General features: G+C 69.7%; 12 protein-coding genes. 4 read left to right on the top strand and 8 right to left on the bottom strand.

Translation table 11 applies throughout. The features are described from left to right. Positions 1-26: 26 nt before the first annotated feature. Positions 27-254: a hypothetical protein gene (locus ABTX60_RS33935; RefSeq protein WP_352100868.1), complete on the bottom strand. Its 228-nt coding sequence runs from the start codon at positions 252-254 to the stop codon at positions 27-29. Positions 255-364: 110 nt separating this feature from the next. Then, the gene (locus ABTX60_RS33930) at positions 365-814 is read right to left on the bottom strand and encodes a hypothetical protein (protein WP_352100867.1); all 450 of its coding nucleotides are present in this window, start codon (positions 812-814) and stop codon (positions 365-367) included. Between the two features lie 258 nt (positions 815-1072). Between ABTX60_RS33930 and ABTX60_RS33925 the strand changes: the two genes are divergently transcribed. Next, entirely contained in the window at positions 1073-2266 is a 1194-nt protein-coding gene (locus ABTX60_RS33925; protein WP_352100866.1) for a hypothetical protein, read from the top strand. Between the two features lie 123 nt (positions 2267-2389). Here the strand turns inward: ABTX60_RS33925 and ABTX60_RS33920 are convergent, their stop codons facing one another. From ABTX60_RS33920 to ABTX60_RS33905, 4 genes are all read right to left on the bottom strand, one after another. After that, positions 2390-3937 carry a protein kinase domain-containing protein gene (locus ABTX60_RS33920; protein WP_352100865.1) on the bottom strand — a complete coding sequence of 516 codons (1548 nt, stop codon included), beginning with the start codon at positions 3935-3937 and terminating at the stop codon, positions 2390-2392. Next, positions 3934-4731, bottom strand: a complete 798-nt coding sequence (locus tag ABTX60_RS33915; protein WP_352100864.1) for a serine/threonine protein kinase — start codon at positions 4729-4731, stop codon at positions 3934-3936. The genes ABTX60_RS33920 and ABTX60_RS33915 overlap by 4 nt, the downstream gene beginning before the upstream one ends. A gap of 87 nt (positions 4732-4818) precedes the next feature. Next, positions 4819-5556 (bottom strand): class I SAM-dependent methyltransferase, encoded by a 738-nt coding sequence (locus ABTX60_RS33910; protein WP_352100863.1) that lies wholly within the window; start codon positions 5554-5556, stop codon positions 4819-4821. 48 nt (positions 5557-5604) lie between these two features. After that, a complete protein-coding gene (locus ABTX60_RS33905) occupies positions 5605-6570 on the bottom strand; it encodes an SCO2400 family protein (protein ID WP_352100862.1) in 966 nt (321 codons plus the stop codon). Positions 6571-6918: 348 nt separating this feature from the next. On the opposite strand from ABTX60_RS33905, the gene ABTX60_RS33900 reads away from it, so the two are divergent. Further along, positions 6919-7368, top strand: coding sequence for a spore-associated protein (locus tag ABTX60_RS33900; RefSeq protein ID WP_352100861.1), 450 nt, complete (start codon positions 6919-6921; stop codon positions 7366-7368). Positions 7369-7669: 301 nt separating this feature from the next. Here the strand turns inward: ABTX60_RS33900 and ABTX60_RS33895 are convergent, their stop codons facing one another. Both ABTX60_RS33895 and ABTX60_RS33890 read right to left on the bottom strand, forming a co-directional pair. Further along, the gene (locus ABTX60_RS33895; protein ID WP_352100860.1) at positions 7670-9607 is read right to left on the bottom strand and encodes a S41 family peptidase; all 1938 of its coding nucleotides are present in this window, start codon (positions 9605-9607) and stop codon (positions 7670-7672) included. Between the two features lie 55 nt (positions 9608-9662). Further along, positions 9663-11579, bottom strand: coding sequence for a DNA/RNA non-specific endonuclease (locus tag ABTX60_RS33890; protein WP_352100859.1), 1917 nt, complete (start codon positions 11577-11579; stop codon positions 9663-9665). A gap of 668 nt (positions 11580-12247) precedes the next feature. On the opposite strand from ABTX60_RS33890, the gene ABTX60_RS33885 reads away from it, so the two are divergent. Together ABTX60_RS33885 and ABTX60_RS33880 are read left to right on the top strand one after the other, a co-directional pair. Beyond that, entirely contained in the window at positions 12248-13840 is a 1593-nt protein-coding gene (locus tag ABTX60_RS33885; protein WP_352100858.1) for a hypothetical protein, read from the top strand. 257 nt (positions 13841-14097) lie between these two features. Beyond that, positions 14098-15495, top strand: coding sequence for a Dyp-type peroxidase (locus ABTX60_RS33880; protein ID WP_352100857.1), 1398 nt, complete (start codon positions 14098-14100; stop codon positions 15493-15495). The last annotated feature ends 146 nt before the right edge of the window (positions 15496-15641 follow it).

Here is a 15641-nt window from a genome sequence, read left to right as displayed (position 1 = left end):
GTGGCCCGCCGCAGGCGTGTGCGAGGTCAGCAGTAGCCCATCGGTCCCATGTCCGTGTAGTAGACGTAGTCGACCTTGACCCAGCCGGTGACGTTGCCCCGGTGGGCGGTCAGGTGGATCCGGTGGCCGTCACTGTTCCAGCAGTGCGCGGTGAACGTCTCGCGGAAGTACCCCTGACCGTGGACGGTGCCGTCCACCGGCCGGCTGCGGATGTTGACGCCGTCGCCGAGGAAGTACCCGCCCCGGGACTGCACGTTCCGGGTGGAGGTGTCCGAAGTGGGCCCCTGCTCCTGCGCGTGCGGCTGGGGCGCCGCAAGGGGGCGGACCGGAGTGCCGGCCGCCCCCGTGTGCCGTGCGATGCCGCTCAGTACCAGCCGGTGTTCACCAGGTCGTGGCCGTCACAGGCGAGCAGGGCGCGGGAGACGCGGCCGTTGAGGTTGTTGCCCATCTGCGTGTAGGCGTAGTTGATGCCGGCGTCGACGGTCTCGGAGACCCAGCCGTCGTTGCGGCCCGCGCCGTTGTCGGAGCGCTGCAGGACGGCCGCGCAGCCGGGCCGGGAGTTCTCGATCCGGGCGAACGAGCCGCACTTGTCGGAGTAGAAGTACTTCAGGGCCATGCCCTCGAAGTACTTGGTGGCTCCGATCTGCCGGAAGGTTCCCGAGCAGAACGTGGTGGTGGGGTACTGCCCCTCCTGCCCGTAGGTTCCGTAGTTGCCGCCCGAGAACGGCTGGGCCTGGGCGGTGGTCGGAAGGAGCGCCATCACCGCGGCGGCGCCCCCCGCGGCCAGCAGTGTCGTGAGTGATCGGCGGCTCATGAGCCCTCTTTCGTGTGTCGGCGGGTGAAACGGTCGAGTACGACGCCCGGCCCCCGGCCGGTCGTCGCTCGCTGCTCGTGACCGTACGGCGCAGCACCGCACCACCGGCACCTGACACTTATCAGGGTCGGCGCCCCGGCTCGCCGCGCTCCGTGGAGCCCTGACATTCGTCAGGACCGCCCGCGCCGCCCCCGCTCCTATCGTGGCTCCGCGGACCAAGGCCCCGTCGGGCCACCGGGCGATCCAGGAAGGGCAACCATGCGCATGCTCCTGCGCGGCGCCGCCGCGCTCGCGGCCGTCGTCACGCTCGCGTCACTCACGAGCGCCGCTTCGGCACAGCCCCGGACGGGCAGGGCGGTGGAGGGCGCCGGGACCGTCCGGACCTCGGCAGCCGCGCAGATCCCGCCCGGCGTCACCGCCGGCGTGGCCGTCTTCGACCGCCGGACCGGCACGTTCACCGAACAGGTCGAGGCGAGCGCGCAGTTCCGGTCCGCTTCGGTCGTCAAGCTCCTGCTGGTGCTGGACTTCCTGTGGGACCGCGGGCCCGATTACACCATCCCCGCGGCCGACCGCGCCCGGCTGGAGCCGATGCTGCGCGGCAGCGACGACGACGCCGCGAACCACTACTGGTCGACGTACGGCGGCTCGGCGATCATCGACCGGATGACCGCCCGGACCGCGCTCGGTCTGCGCGACACGGTGCCACCGCCTCCCGGGTACGAGGGCTTCTGGGGCTACACCGCCATCTCCGCGCGGGACACGGTGGCGATCTACCGGTACATCCTGGAGAAGGCACCCGCGCCCGTTGGGGACTTCATCATGGACAACCTGCGCCGCTCCACCCGCTGCTCCGCCACCGACCACTTCGACCAGCACTTCGGCATCGCGGGGGCGTTCGACAAGCCCTGGGCGGTGAAGCAGGGCTGGGCCGGGAAGTACGCGAAGGGCACGTGCGGCCCCCAGACCACGTCCTCGGGAACACGGGCACAGGCGGAGCCTGCGGCCCCCGCTCCCCGCGCCGCCGCGGCCGTCGATCTCACCCGGCCCGCGCTGCACACCACCGGCACGGTGGGCGCGGACGACCGGACGATCGTGGCCGTGCTGACGCTGCACCAGGCCGGCACGTCGTACGGCAAGGCGTACACCGACATCGGCCGGCTGACCCGCTCGCTGAACGTGCCGGGCGGGGTACGGCCCGCTGGCACCTGGTTCGGCACCTGGGGCGAGTTCGTGAACGTCCGCAGGGGACCGGCCACGGGCGGGGGCCGGATGACGCAGCTCCCCGCCGGGGTCGAGGTCCTGGTGGGGTGCCAGACCCGGGGAGAGACGGTCAGTGTGCCGCCCTACACCAACGACTGGTGGGCCTATCTGCCCCAGTACGGCGGCTACATCTCCAACATCTACATCAGCTCGCCGGACAACCGGCTGCCGAACGTCCCGGAGTGCGGCTGACCGCGGCCGAGACGGGAACGGGGGACGAGCGGTGGGCGGGGCTGCGGCCTCGCCCACCGCTCGCGTGCGTACGGCCCTCACCGCTCGCGATCGTCTGCCCCGCCCCGCTCGCGTTCGCGCGCCTCAGCGCTGGTACTCGGCGAGGTAGCGCATCACCTTGTCGACGTGCGGTTTCACCCGCTCCGGTACGCCGCGCTCCTCGATGACCGTGCGGTCACTGGTGCGGTAGCCGGCCGCGACGAGCGCGGGAAGGTCCTTCTTCGGCAGGCCGGCCTGTTTGAAGCGCTGGTCGAGCCAGCACACGTACAGGCTCATGGTGGAGATCGCGTCCGGCGGCGACATGTGGTCCTTGTCCCCGTCGCCGTCCCCGTCCACCGCCCAGGCGCGGAACACCGACGGCGTCCACATGGCGATGCCGTATTCCTCGCTCTGCGGGCGGGAGGCCTTCGGGTCGAAGTTGCTCTCCGCCTTGATCAGCGCGGCGAGCAGGGCGGGTGTGATCTCCTCGTCGGTGCAGCGGTGGGCCGCGCGGGCGATGACGGGGCGCAGCGCCTCGGGTACGTCGGAATCCTCGGGTATCTCACCGGCCGGCGGGCTGGGCTTGCCGGAGACGGTGGGGGTGTCGCGCTCGTCGTCCTGGGTGCCGCCGCCTCCCCCGAGCAGGGCCGCCCCGGCGACCGCGGCGGCGGTCAGGACGACGAGCCCCGCCGCGACGGCCGGCGCCACGCGTCTTCGGCGGCGGTGGGGGCCGCCGGTGATGGCCGCGATCCGGGCGGCGACACCGGCGGCCGTGTGCGGGAGGCGGGCGGCGTGGTCCGGGGCGAGGCAGTCGGCGATGAGCCGGCGCATCTCCTCGTCGAGGCCGGCGTCGAGCCGCAGGGGCGCGGTGCCGCGTGCGTAGGACTGGGCCGCGAGTGAGCGGGCGCGGGCCGTCGCGCCCGGGAAGGGGTGGAGTCCGCCGGTGAGGACCTGGTGGGCGAGGACGCCGAAGGCCCAGATGTCGGCGGTGGGCCGGACGACGGCGCCCTGGGCGCCGGTGCGCTGCGACCACCATTCGGGCGGCAGGTGGTCGAGGGTCCCGAGCGGCGGCAAGTGGGCGTGGGTACCGTCGAGTTCGGCGGCCAGGCCGAAGTCCGCGAGCCACACCCGGCCGCCCGGGCCCAGCAGGACGTTGGCGGGTTTGAGGTCGCCGTGAACCCAGCCGGCGTCGTGCATGTGGGCGAGTCCCGCGGCCACTCCGCTCAGGACGCGGTCGGCGTCCGCGATCGGCCGGCCGGTCTCCGCGGCGTCCAGCACGTCCCGCAGGCTGGCCTCGGCGCGGTCCATGACCAGCGCGATCGCGCCGTCCAGGGCGGGCAGTCGCGGTGCTTCCACGGTGCACACGGCGTGGGTGCGGACGAGATGGGGGTGGTCGGCCTCCGCGCTGAACCGGACCTCGCGCGCGACGAGTTCGCCGAGCGCCGCGCGCTGCCCGGGGCCGAGGGCGCCGGTCGGGAGGACCTTCACGGCGACGGGCGTGCCGTCGGCGACCGTACGGGCCTCGTACACGGTTCCCCAGCCGCCGGAGCCGATGACCGCGCCCACCTCCCAGCCGTCGATGCGGAAACCCTCCGGGAGGCCGGCCGGGCGGGGCGCGTCCAGGTCTTCGTCCCGTTCCTCCGGCGTGGTCACGCGTCTGCCTCCTGCGGGTCGGTGAGGCGGGCGGCGCCGCGGGCCGGCAGCAGGCCGAGGTGCTCCTCGCGGACCAGGCCGAAGCGCAGGGCGACGGAGGCGAGCCGGGTGCGCTTGGCACCGGTGCGGCCGCCCTCGGCTCCGGCCGTGGCCTCCTCACCGAGGTCCAGGCGCAGTTTGGCGAAGGCGAGGTAGTCGATGTGGTAGTTGACGGCGGAGCGCGTCAGGTCCCGGCAGGACTCCAGGGGCCGCAGCCGCTCCACGATCTGGCCGACGCCGGGCAGCGCCGAGTCGGAGGGGTCGCGCAGCCGGGGCTCGCACAGGGCCACCAGGACGAGGAAGTACTTCGACGTCGGGTCCAGGGCGAAGGGGTGGACGGTCTGTTCGCCGCCGCCCGGCACGGACTGCTCACCGAGGTAGGCGTGCTGGGGTGCGAACACCTTGAACGTGGCGGTGCCGGACAGGGCGGGCAGCACGACGCGGGAGAACTCGAAGGGCACGGGCGCCCCGAGCCGCCCGGGCGCGACGGTGAGGTACTCGCCGGCCCCCTCCAGGTTCTCCACCACGTACGACACGCTGCGGCCGAAGTTGGACAGCCTCCAGTAGTCCCCCGCAGCTTCCAGCTGCCCGGCCCGGCGGGAGATCCCGGGGTCGGCCAGGACGATGCGGACCCCCGCCCCGCCGCGTCCGAAGTCCGCGATGTCCCCCGGCCCCAGGTGGATCAGTTCGGGACTGCCCGTCTCTTCCCCGCCCCACTGGGCGGTACCGGGCAACTGCACGATGATCGTTTCCACGCGGACTCCCCCGCTGATGTCGCCCCCGATTTGGTCGCGAGGATTGTACGGGCGGTCTCGGCGTGCCACGGAGGCGGCGGGGCCGCGTCAGCGGACGCCTTCCGGCCGTCGCGCGAGGAACACGAACTCCCGGCCCGGCCGGTCCGGTGCGTCACGTATGTCCTCCACCACGTAACCCTGTGCGGCGAGTTCCGCCTCGATCTCCTGCCGCTCGCGAAAGCGCAGCGTCGAGTCCGACGTCAGCACCTGCCCGTCCGCGGCGAACACATAGGTCCAACGGAACGTCACCAGCGGCCCGCTCACGTCGAGCAGTTCGACCCAGGATTCGACGGCGCCGACACCCGCAACCTCTGTCACGCCGTGCGTGGCCTCGCGGTTCCACTGCTCCCAGGCGCGGCGGGCCGGTATCCGCGTCTCGAACATCAGGCGCCCGCCGGGCCGCAGCGCGGCCCGGATCCCTCGCAGGGTCCGCTGCCAGTCCTCCGGGCCGGTGATCTCCTGGGCGACGTTGGCCGTCATCGTCGCGAGGTCGGCTCCGAGCGGGGGCAGGACCGTCGCGTCGCCGTGGATCCATCGCACCCGCTCGCCGCCCGGCTTGCCGCGTGCCACGGCCAGGGACGCCTCGGCGGGATCGACGCCGACGACCTCGGTGCCGCGTTCGGCCAGCAGCAGCGCGAACACCCCCGTTCCGCAACCGATGTCGAGGACCCGACGCGCCCCGATGTCCTGCGCCACGCGCAGGTAGGGGTCGAGATCGCGACGGTCGGGGTCGAGCGGGTCGTACACCGCGGCGAGCCGCGGATGCCGGAAGCACTCGTCAGCCATGGACTCGACGATACGAAGGGCGGCTGCGCACGGCCACCCGCCGTCGGCTCAGCCGCCGAGGCAGATGACGAGCAGGCAGAGCTCCTTGGACTTCGGGTCGGAGGGGGACGTCTCGGGCGGAGTCGTCGCCGCGGGCGGGGGTGTCGAGGACGAGTCCGGCTGCTGTGCGTCCGAGCCGGAGGCGGCGGGCGGAGGTGCCGTCGGCTCGGTGGCCGTCGAACCGGAAGAGCCGGATGACCCCGACGAACCCGAGGAACCGACGCTGCCGGTGGCCGCGCCGACGGTGTCCCTGACGGTCTTGCGAGGCGCGGTCGTCAGCGGGAGCTCGCGGGGCGCGGCGGCCGCGTCCGTCCGCGTGTCCGTCGGCGTGGTGCGCGAGTCGGCGGAGCGGGGCTGCTGGTGGCGCGAGGCACGGTCGGTGTGCGACGGGGCCGTGGAGGCGGAGCGCGGGGTGTCCTGCCGGCTGGACGTCGGTTCGGTGACCGTCGGCGCCTCTCCGAGGGCGCCGCCCATGGTGGTGTCCTCCGGCGTCGCGGACGCCTGCACGCCGGGCTTCGCGTTGCCGTTCATCGCGGCGACCGTCAGACCGCCTCCGACGAGCGCGACCGCCGTCGCCACCACGGCCCGGCGCTGGTTCTTCTTCCAGCGGGCCATCTGACGCCGCCGGGCCGCCCGCCCCGCCGGCCGGGCTTCGTACCCCTCGGCTGCGTCGGCGTCCGAGGAGGCGTCGGCGTCCGACGGGTCTTGGGTGTCCGAGGAGTCGTGGCCGTCGACCGAGCCGGGGCCGTGCTGCGGACGCCCGGGCGTCTGGTCCCACACGGTGCCGTCGTGCCAGGTACCGAGGCCTGGCGGGTACTCCCACGAGGCCGGTCCGCCCGGGTCCGTGGCGGGCCCGCGGTCCGGGCCGGGGCGGCCGCCGAGGACGGAGGGGTCGATGTCCGGGGCGTAGGCGCCGCACCCCGGGCAGACCAAGGCGCCGTTGAGGTGCCGACGGCACGACGAGCAGTAGTCCATGTGTGGTGTTCCCGATCTGGCTGTTCCGGCGGCTCGCCGGCCGCGCCCTGGTCACGTTCGCACGTGGGATCGAGCCGTAACGCTAACGAGACTTTGAAAGGGCGGTGTGCAGTCTGTGTGACACCCCTGCACAGATCCTCGGGAGCTCGCGTGTGCCATGAGCGACTCGTGAGTAAAAGAGACGCAACGTGGGAACGCTCGCGCCCCCACCGTCACGGAGCCCGCCCCTCCACTCGTGGCGCGCCTCAACTCCCCCGATTTTCCTGCCAACTTACGCACAACCCTTTGAACACCCGGACGGTCACACCATGCAGGAGCAACCACCTCGAAGAGTTGCATGGGGGAAATATGCGATTCACCCGTTCCGTCCTGGCAGCGTCCGCTGTGGCGGCACTGTCCGTGGGAACCATGACCGCCCTGGCGTCGCCGGCCTCGGCCGCGCCCAACACCACTCCGCAGAAGGTCTGTGGCAGCGGGTACAAGACGGTCAACTCGGCGACCGTCGGTTCGTTGGGGACCGTCTACCTGACCTACAACGCCTCCAACGGCAAGAACTGCGTCACGACCATCCGCAACAACCCGGGCACGAAGGTGAGCATGTCCGCCTGGGTCTCCGTCCCGGACACCGAGCAGAGCGACTACGACGAGGGCCTGTACGCGTCGTACGCCGGACCGACCTACGTCTACGGCAAGGGCCACTGCGTGGACTGGGGCGGCGGCATCGCCAACACGTACGTGCAGGTGTACGGCTCGAACTGCGGCGCTCTGAAGGAGCACCGGGTCACGTTCACCCGCTGACCCCCTCCGGCCGGGCTCCACGGGCGACCGTGGGGCCCGGCTTCTCCGTGCCGGCCCTGTGCCCAGGCCGTCTCCGGCAGGAACGAGCTGCTTCCGGGACGCGTAAGGGCCGTACAGGCATGTGGATCAAGACGGCCGTCCAGGCGACGCCGCCCGCCGCTGCCCCGCCTCGGCTTCGTTCGACCAATCCAGGGCTGCGGGTCATCCGGATGCACCCGCATCACGCGCGCCTCCTGGCTGTACGCCGTGGCGCGCCTGTGTGGTTCCGGCGTGCCCGGAGCGCTCCTGCTGCACGGAGAGCCTATGGCAGATCCCTGGTCGTGCTCGCGACGAGGCGGCCGACCTCGAAACCCTCCAGGTGGGCGGTGTGTGCCGAGGCGGCGCCGGGGACCAGCAGGTCGGCCTGGCCGCCGAAGAGGTCGACGGAGGCGCGGGGACGCTGGTCGAGGTAGACGTCGACGCGATCCACGTTCTCCGCCGTGAGCTTCAGACGGAGCGCGCCGTCGGCGGCGGCGGCCTCAGTGATCGTCACGGCGTGCGGAGTCAGACCCTGCAGGAGCCGGCCCGCCTGGTCCAGGAGATCGATGTTGCCCTCCAGCAGGTCGCGGCGTGTCATGCGATGCAACTCGTCAGGGACGACTCCCAGGTCCTCCACCGGCGTGCCCGAGTTCTGGCCGACCCGCAGGGTACGGCGTATCGACACCCGCATCCCGGCGCCCTTCGGCAGGGACGTGTAGGGCGTGCCCGGGTCGTCCGCCAGGAACTCGGTCAAATGATCGTGCTGCCAGACGTTGGCTCCACCGGCGCCCGTGTTCTCGTCGGTCCCGAGCACAGGGCCGATGTCGTGGTCCTGGAAGCCCGCCGCGAAGATGTCCGTGGCGGAGTAGCACCGGGCGTTGGTGATGAGTACGACGGGCCCGAAGTACTGCTGCCCGATGGCGTTGGCGCCGTTCTCGGGGCTGATCGGGAAGGCGCCGGAGTAGACCGAGCCGGTCTCGACGGCTTGTTCCATGGACGGCACCCAGGGGCCCAGGTCCAGTCCCGGAGCGCCCTGGAGCCGTCGGCAGATCCGCAGATTCAGCGGGGTGTTGACGAACTGCGCCGGTTCGGGGTTGATCCGGCGCGGCGTCAGCGTCTGCAGGGTGAACTCGGCAGCGTGGATGTGCCCTCCGCCGTTGTCCCGGACGTCCACGATGAGACCATCTTGCGGCAGTTGCCGGATGAGCCGTACGAACTCGGCAACGAACGTGCCGGGACTGTTGACGTTGAACGTGAAGATGCGGATGTGGCCGAAGGTTCCGGACGGCGTGGTGACGGCCTGGGCCCGGAACACCTTGGGCATGGTGGTGGCAACGTCACCCGCCCCCAAGTGCGGTGGGGGTTCGTTTGCCTCGGCGGCCCGCTCCTGGGCGACAACCCGGGGCGCGAACAGCAGCACCTTGGCCCGCTGGGTCTCATCGCCGTCGAGGTCCAGGCCTTGGAACACGGCCGTGTCCCGGCCGGCGGAGACGAACGAGGGCAGGTTGTCCACGATCTGCCAGCTCTGCCGGAGTTCCCGGGCCGTTCCGGCGACGTCGATGTAGCTGACCGTCACCCACTCCTCCAGCGGCGGGAGATGTTGGACGAGCGGCCGCACCGTCAGCGACAGCACACCCCGGCTGCGCCGGGCCGCCGCATTGCTACCGGCGAACCGGGCCGCGTTGAGGTCGACGGCGTCCAGGATGGGGATGCCGCTCCAGTGGGTGATCTCGACGCCCGGCTCGAACCCCGGTGCCGAGAAGCCGCTCACCACATGGGTGACCAGGAACCGGGTGCGGTCCTGTTCCGTGCAGGACTCGACCATGAAGGGCAGGAAGGCGATCTTGCCCCTGAAGGGGTCGGGCAGCAGGTAGTTGGTGTGCAGATCCCGCACCGAGTGGAAGATCTCGGACATCTCCGCGTGGAACAGCCACTCCCTCGGCATGGTCTGCGGTGTCTGCCGCTCCAGGCGCCGGCGCAGCAGCCGCAACCGCTGGACCGGATTGACGGCGTGCATCGCGGTCTTCAGCGGCAGATGGACGTAGTTCTGCTCCAGCAGAACCAGGGCCTGGTCGGCGAGGAGTCGGCGGTCCTCGAGGGACAACTGACCGGCGCCGTGCAGGAAGGCGGGCAGGGAAGCCGCACCGAGCAGGTGGTCACGTACCGGTTCCGCCGCGTTCTGGAGGAACTCGGGTGCGTTCTCATGAACCGGTTGGGTCATGGTGATGCGCCAGTCCTTCGTGACGTACGAATGTGGGTTTGGATGCGGGGCCGGTTCAGCCCCACTGAATGTCGGCCGTGGTCTCCAGCGGCGGGCGGTCCGCCGCAGACTCGGGCACATGCAGGGTGTCGCCCTTGTGGAGGGCGGCGGGGAAGCGCACCCGAGTGCGGTCCTCGACTTCGCCGAGGGTGACCTGGAAGACCCGGAACTCGTCCAGTTCCAGCGCTTCGAGCTGGTCCAGGTTCTGCGTGAGCAGAAACGCTCTGGCCTTCAGTTCGCCGTTCTCGGCGAATGCGATGACCTTGTAGAACTCCCGGGGTATGCGCACGCCCCGGTAGCCCCGGTCGTCGTCCTGGAAGATCGGCCCGCCGAAGACGCTGATTCTCAGGTCATCGACTTCGACGTCGGCGAAGACGGCGTCCTCCAGCGCGCCCCACACCCCGTTCTTGGCACTCTGGTTGAAGTCGTCCATCTGCGGGGTGATGTTGGTGTAGAAGAACGAGTCGGTGTTGGCCTTGTGCGCCTCCGGCAGGCTGCCCCAGAGCAGGTCCGCACGGCGGGCAAGGTGCCCCCGGTCGAGTCGGTTGGCTTGGTACAGCTCGTTGCCGACCTGCGCCGTGCCGGGCAACCGCTGGTCCTTGACGAAGGGGATGCCGCTGCGGCTGAGCTTCTTCAGCGAGCCCCCGTCGACGTTCCAGGCCACCCAGAACGGGAAGCGCCGCTTCTTGTTCAGGGTGAGGGAGAAATGCGTGTACGGGATGACCGGCGAGCCGTCCAGGAGGGCGGCGTCCCGCGCGAGGTCGGTGTCCAGTTCCGGGGCCTCGACCCGCTCGCCGAGGAATTCGGCGTCGTAGCCGGCGATGATCTCCAGCTGCTCCGGCGCCGGCTGGCTGAGGGTGATGTCGAGCTTCTCGAACACCGATGTCGACAGACAGGCGAGGGCGTGCTCGTCCGGGTCACCGGTACCCTCGCCGGCGAAGTGCAACCCGGCGAGCACCGAGCTCACCCGGTCGTCGCCCTCCTTGAAGAGCCACACCGCGCCGGAGTCACCACCGCTGCTGACCTCACCGTCCGCCGACGGATGGTCGGGGTCCGGGCCGATCTCGAAGCACCCGATGGTCCGCTGGCCCGTTCCTCCGCCGTAGTCGATCTTCGCTATGGTGTCGATGCGGCGGACGATGCCATGGGTGACCCCGGTGGAACGGCCGCTCTTGACCACCTTGTCGTCCAGCTCGGGCTCGCCCAAGGTGCGGGGGGCGACGTCCAGTTCGAGGACCTCCGCGAGGGAGCCGCGGTCCTCGATGGTCGCCACCGCGCAGTCCCCGGCCACACCCAGGTGGGAGCGCTTGAGCACGCCCAGCCGGTTGCGGTCGATGCGATTGTCGTCCCGTGTGCCGGGCTGCACGACCTCGATCCCCAGCTCGCCGAACGGCCCGTGCAGCACATGCCAGTTGCTGAGTACGTACGGTGTGCCGTCGGCCCGGTCGAACACGATGCAGCCGATGGTGCCGGCCGTCACCGTCACCGCTCCGACGCTGGCCCCGGGCCGGATGGGATCCAGCCGGCTCTTGCGCGGCGGGCTCTCGACCTCGGCGACCATGTGGAAGCTCGGCTTGTAAGTGCGCTCGATGACATCGGTGGGCACCTCGTGGCCATCGACGGTGATGGTGGCCGGGATCAGCTCACTGCCCAGGGACTCCAGCACCTCCGGCTCCGCCTTGGTCGCCACGGTGAACTGCAACGCGACTTCGCCGCCCGGCTGATCGCCGGCGACCTTGCGGCCGACGCCCACCGAGGTGATGTTCGGATCCTCCAGCAGGTGCGGGCCCCGGACTCGGATGTACTGCCGCAGCGACGAGATGAGTTCATCGTCGGAGGGCGAGCCCTTCTTCGCCGAAGCCGTCTTCGACGCGGGCTTCGGTTGCGGCGTCCTCGAGGCGGTCTTCTTCGTGTTCGTGGTTCTGCCGGCCATGCGGGCACACATCCCTTCGTGGGCGAGACGACGCAGGAGGGCCCCGGGGCTCGGCAGGCATCGGCGTGCTTCGGCGCCGCGCGCGGTAGCCGTCCCGGGCGGCGGCGCTCACCAGCTCTGCCTTTTCCGGGTGGGGCGTTCGGTCGCAGCGCCGGTGGTCGGACAGTGCCAAATTGAGGTTCGAACTCCTGCGTCGGCTGAATCACTTGGAGCCTTCATGTGAATCGGACGGTCGCTCATTTCCATCATGGTCGAGCGGCGCGCCGAGGCAAGTTGACATTGGAATCCGACGATTCTGCCTCTTGGTATATTCTCCCTCAGTCAACTACCTCCAGTGAAGCGTCAAATATTGAATTCAGACGCATGCTGGATGTGCAAGATGCTTGCACATGATGCCGGAGCGGGACCGGATGCGTGAGACGGCGACGAGGCCTAACGTTAAAAGCGGCCGCTTGCGCATCGAGTCGGTTCCACCACCAAGACGTGCATTTCTCCGATTACGACTGCCGCTTCTTCATTCACTTCTCCACGGGAACTCCGCACTCCGCCGGCTCTCATCCGGTGTGCGGCGTCACTTTCGCAGTCGACGGTGCGATCGATACCGACTGGCGGAGAGGCCCGCTGAGCCCGCACATCCCGGACCCAGGTTCCTGGACCGAGGAGAAGCAATGGCCGACAACGCACATCTTCCCGCTCCCGCCAAAGTGGTCGCAGCCAGAGACCTGCCCGCTCGTGAACCGGTCAAGGACCCCACACTGGACATCCAAGTCGAGCGGGACTGGGAAGGAGAGCCCGGCCCCCGGCATCGACTCGTCACCATCGGCGATTCGCTCACGCACGGATTCCAGAGTGGGGCGATCTTCAACACCGACATCTCGTTCCCGGCGATCATCGCCCACGAGCTGGGCTGGGACGGAGGGTTCCGCCGTCCCTCGTATCCCGGATACGGAGGTCTGCCACTCAACATCGAATTGCTGCTGCGGGAGTTGGAGAAACGCTTCGGGAAGAATCTCGACTGGTGGGAGGCGCCTCTGGCGCTGTTCCACGCCCGGAGGTTCCTGGACCGAACCGAGGACTACTGGGAACGCGGGCCGGGGAAGGATGTGCCGCGGACCGCCGGAATCAACCACAACCTCGGGGTGTACGGCTGGGACGTCCGCGATGTGCTGTCGAAAACCGCGAAGATCTGCCGGGACGCCATCGACGAACCAAAGGACGACTTCCTGAAGCAGATCGTGCAGAACGACGGTGACCGCGCGGCTCTGCGGGTGCTGCCCTCCGCGGGCATCGACGGCGACGAGAACATGACCGTGCTCGCGGCAGCACAACGTCTCGGTGAGGACCGGAGCGCGGACCAGCAACACGGCATCGAGACGCTGATCGTCTTCGTCGGCGCCAACAACGCCCTTCAGACGGTGACCAAGCTCAAGGTGAAGTGGAGCGGCCCGGACTACCAGGACCTGAGGGGCAAGGAGTCGTACACGGTCTGGCATCCCGACCATTTCGAGGAAGAGCTGCGGGAACTCGCCGACCAGGTACACGGCATCGCGGCCCGGCATGTCATCTGGTGCACCGTGCCCCACGTCACCATCGCGCCGATCGCGCGCGGGGTCGGGCGCAAGTTGACGACGGGCTCGCGGTACTACCCGTACTACACCCGGCCATGGATCAGCGATCAGGACTTCAACCCCACCGTGCACCCACACCTGACGGGCGAGCAGGCCAGGGATATCGACCTGGCGATCGACCTGTACAACAAGGCCATCACCGACCAGGTGAGCAGCAAGCGGCACGCCGGCCGGGACTGGTACCTCATGGATACGGCCGGGCTGCTCGACCGGGTCGCCGCCAGGCGCTACATCGACGACCCCAACGCCCAGCCGACGTGGTGGCAGCCCTATCCCCTGCCGCCGCAGCTGGCGGCCCTCGCCATTCCGCCGAACTCGCACTTCCTCACCAGCGACGGCAATGGGCGCACCGACGGAGGCCTGTTCTCCCTCGACGGCGTCCACCCCACCACCGTCGGATACGGCATCATCGCCCAGGAACTGGTCAACGTCATGCGCCTGGCACGCGTCGAGTTCCGCCATCCGAACGGCACGGTACGACCGGACCCGGTCCTCGTCGACTTCGATCGGCTCATCCGCCGCGACACCCTGATCAACCAGCCTCCGGGCAACCTGACCTCGGGGTTCGAGGTCCTCGCCTGGGCGGAGGCGTCGATCAGTCTGCTGAAGCGCACACTGTATTTCCGGGGCTGACCGGTGGTCGGCCGGGCGCGGCGCCCGAAGGTGCGTGACCCGCGACCTCGGCAGACACATGACTCATTACTTTTCCCGTCAACCGAGATTTTTACCGTTTAATTTCTCATCCGGTAACCAACGGAGCCGCTCACTCCGAGGGTCGCGGTGGAGTCGCATATCATATCCGGCTCCCTCAGACTGAAACAGGTTCCGTCCGGCCTGTAGGCCGCTACCGCAATCTCGGCGGATTCCCGGACTCGACAAAGGAAGCTGACATGCCCGTCGACCTCAATGACACAGTGCCGTTGTCGTGGAAGAACGCCACCGGCGACAACGAGAACATGCTGCAGAACCTGCAGGCGAACATCCTGAAGGGCCATGTCCGCGACCGTCTGCACATCCTCCTCCTGCAATTCGCCGAGGGCCCAGAGGGCGCCGCGGAGGCCCGGGCGTTCCTGGCCGGACTGGCCCCGCTGATGAAGTCGGCCAAGACGGCTCTCGAAGAAGTGGAAGCCTTCAAACAGCACGGCTCGCAGGGCACGCCCTATGTCGGCGTGGGGCTGACGAACGCGGGCTACGGCAGGCTGGGCCTGACAGGTGCGGTGCCCTCGGACCCTGTCTTCCAGCGGGGAATGCGACACCCCGATTCCCTGACCAGACTGAAGGACCCTGATCCCACGCAGTGGGAGGCCGGTTACCAGCAGGAAGTCCATGCTGTCGTCCTGGTCGGCGACGCCGATTCACCTCCTGCCGACGCCCGGCTCGCCGAGGTCGAGGCGTTGCTGACGGGTTCGATCACCGTGCTCGCCAGGGAGACCGGCAAGACCCAGCGCGACGCCGCAGGCCGCGGGATCGAGCACTTCGGGTATGTCGACGGGCGGAGCCTGCCGCTGTTCCTCGCCGAGGACCTGGAAGCCGAGCGTGACACGCTGGACGGAACCTCCGTTTGGGATCCGTTCCTGCCGCTGGGACGGTTGCTGGTCGCAGACCCGGCTGCCCCCAACCCCGGCACAGACTTCGGCAGCTACTTCGTGCTGCGCAAGCTGGAGCAGAACGTACGAGCCTTCAAAGCGGCCGAGGAAGCGCTCGCCACTGCGCTGAAGCTCGACAACCACGACCGCGAGCGCGCCGGTGCCATGCTCGTCGGCCGCTTCCGGGACGGCACCCCGCTCACCCTCCAGGCCGAGGGCGGAGCGGACAAGCCGGTGATGAACGACTTCACCTACGCCAGCGACACCGTCGCCCACAAGTGCCCGTTCCAGGCACACATCCGCAAGACCAACCCACGCGGGTCAGGCGGCTTCGAAACACCGGACGAGGAGAAGCTGCACCTGCTGGCGCGGCGTGGGCAGACCTATGGAGATCGCACCGAGGGCGACGAGCCCGAGGGCGGCGTCGGTCTGCTGTTCATGGCCTTCAACTCCGAGATCGGTAAGCAGTTCGAGTTCATGCAGCGGATGTGGGCCAACAACTCCGGGTTCCCCCATCACGACGCCGCCCCCCAGCCCGGGCTCGACGCGGTGATCGGTCAGGGCGACCGGCCCCCGCAGACATGGCCGAAGGCCTGGGGAAACGACGAGACTCAGGAAGTCCCCGCTCCTGTGCAGGCCGTGACGATGAAGGGTGGCGAGTACTTCTTCATGCCCTCGCTGCCGTTCCTGCGCAGCCTGTGATCAGTTGGTAGAACTCCAGTGCGCCGCTGCACCTGACGGTGCAGCGGCGCCGACGTGCCCTCACCTCACGGCTCGTCCGGAACGTATAGGAATTCCGGCCCGTAGGTCTTGCCGGTCCCGTCGGGCAAGGGGGTTGGCAGGAGGTT

The sequence above is a fragment of the Streptomyces sp. NPDC126510 genome, from assembly GCF_040302345.1.
Classification (GTDB): Bacteria; Actinomycetota; Actinomycetes; order Streptomycetales; family Streptomycetaceae; genus Streptomyces.
Note: the sequence above shows the minus strand (reverse complement) of the source record. Positions and strands in the feature narration are given on the sequence as shown.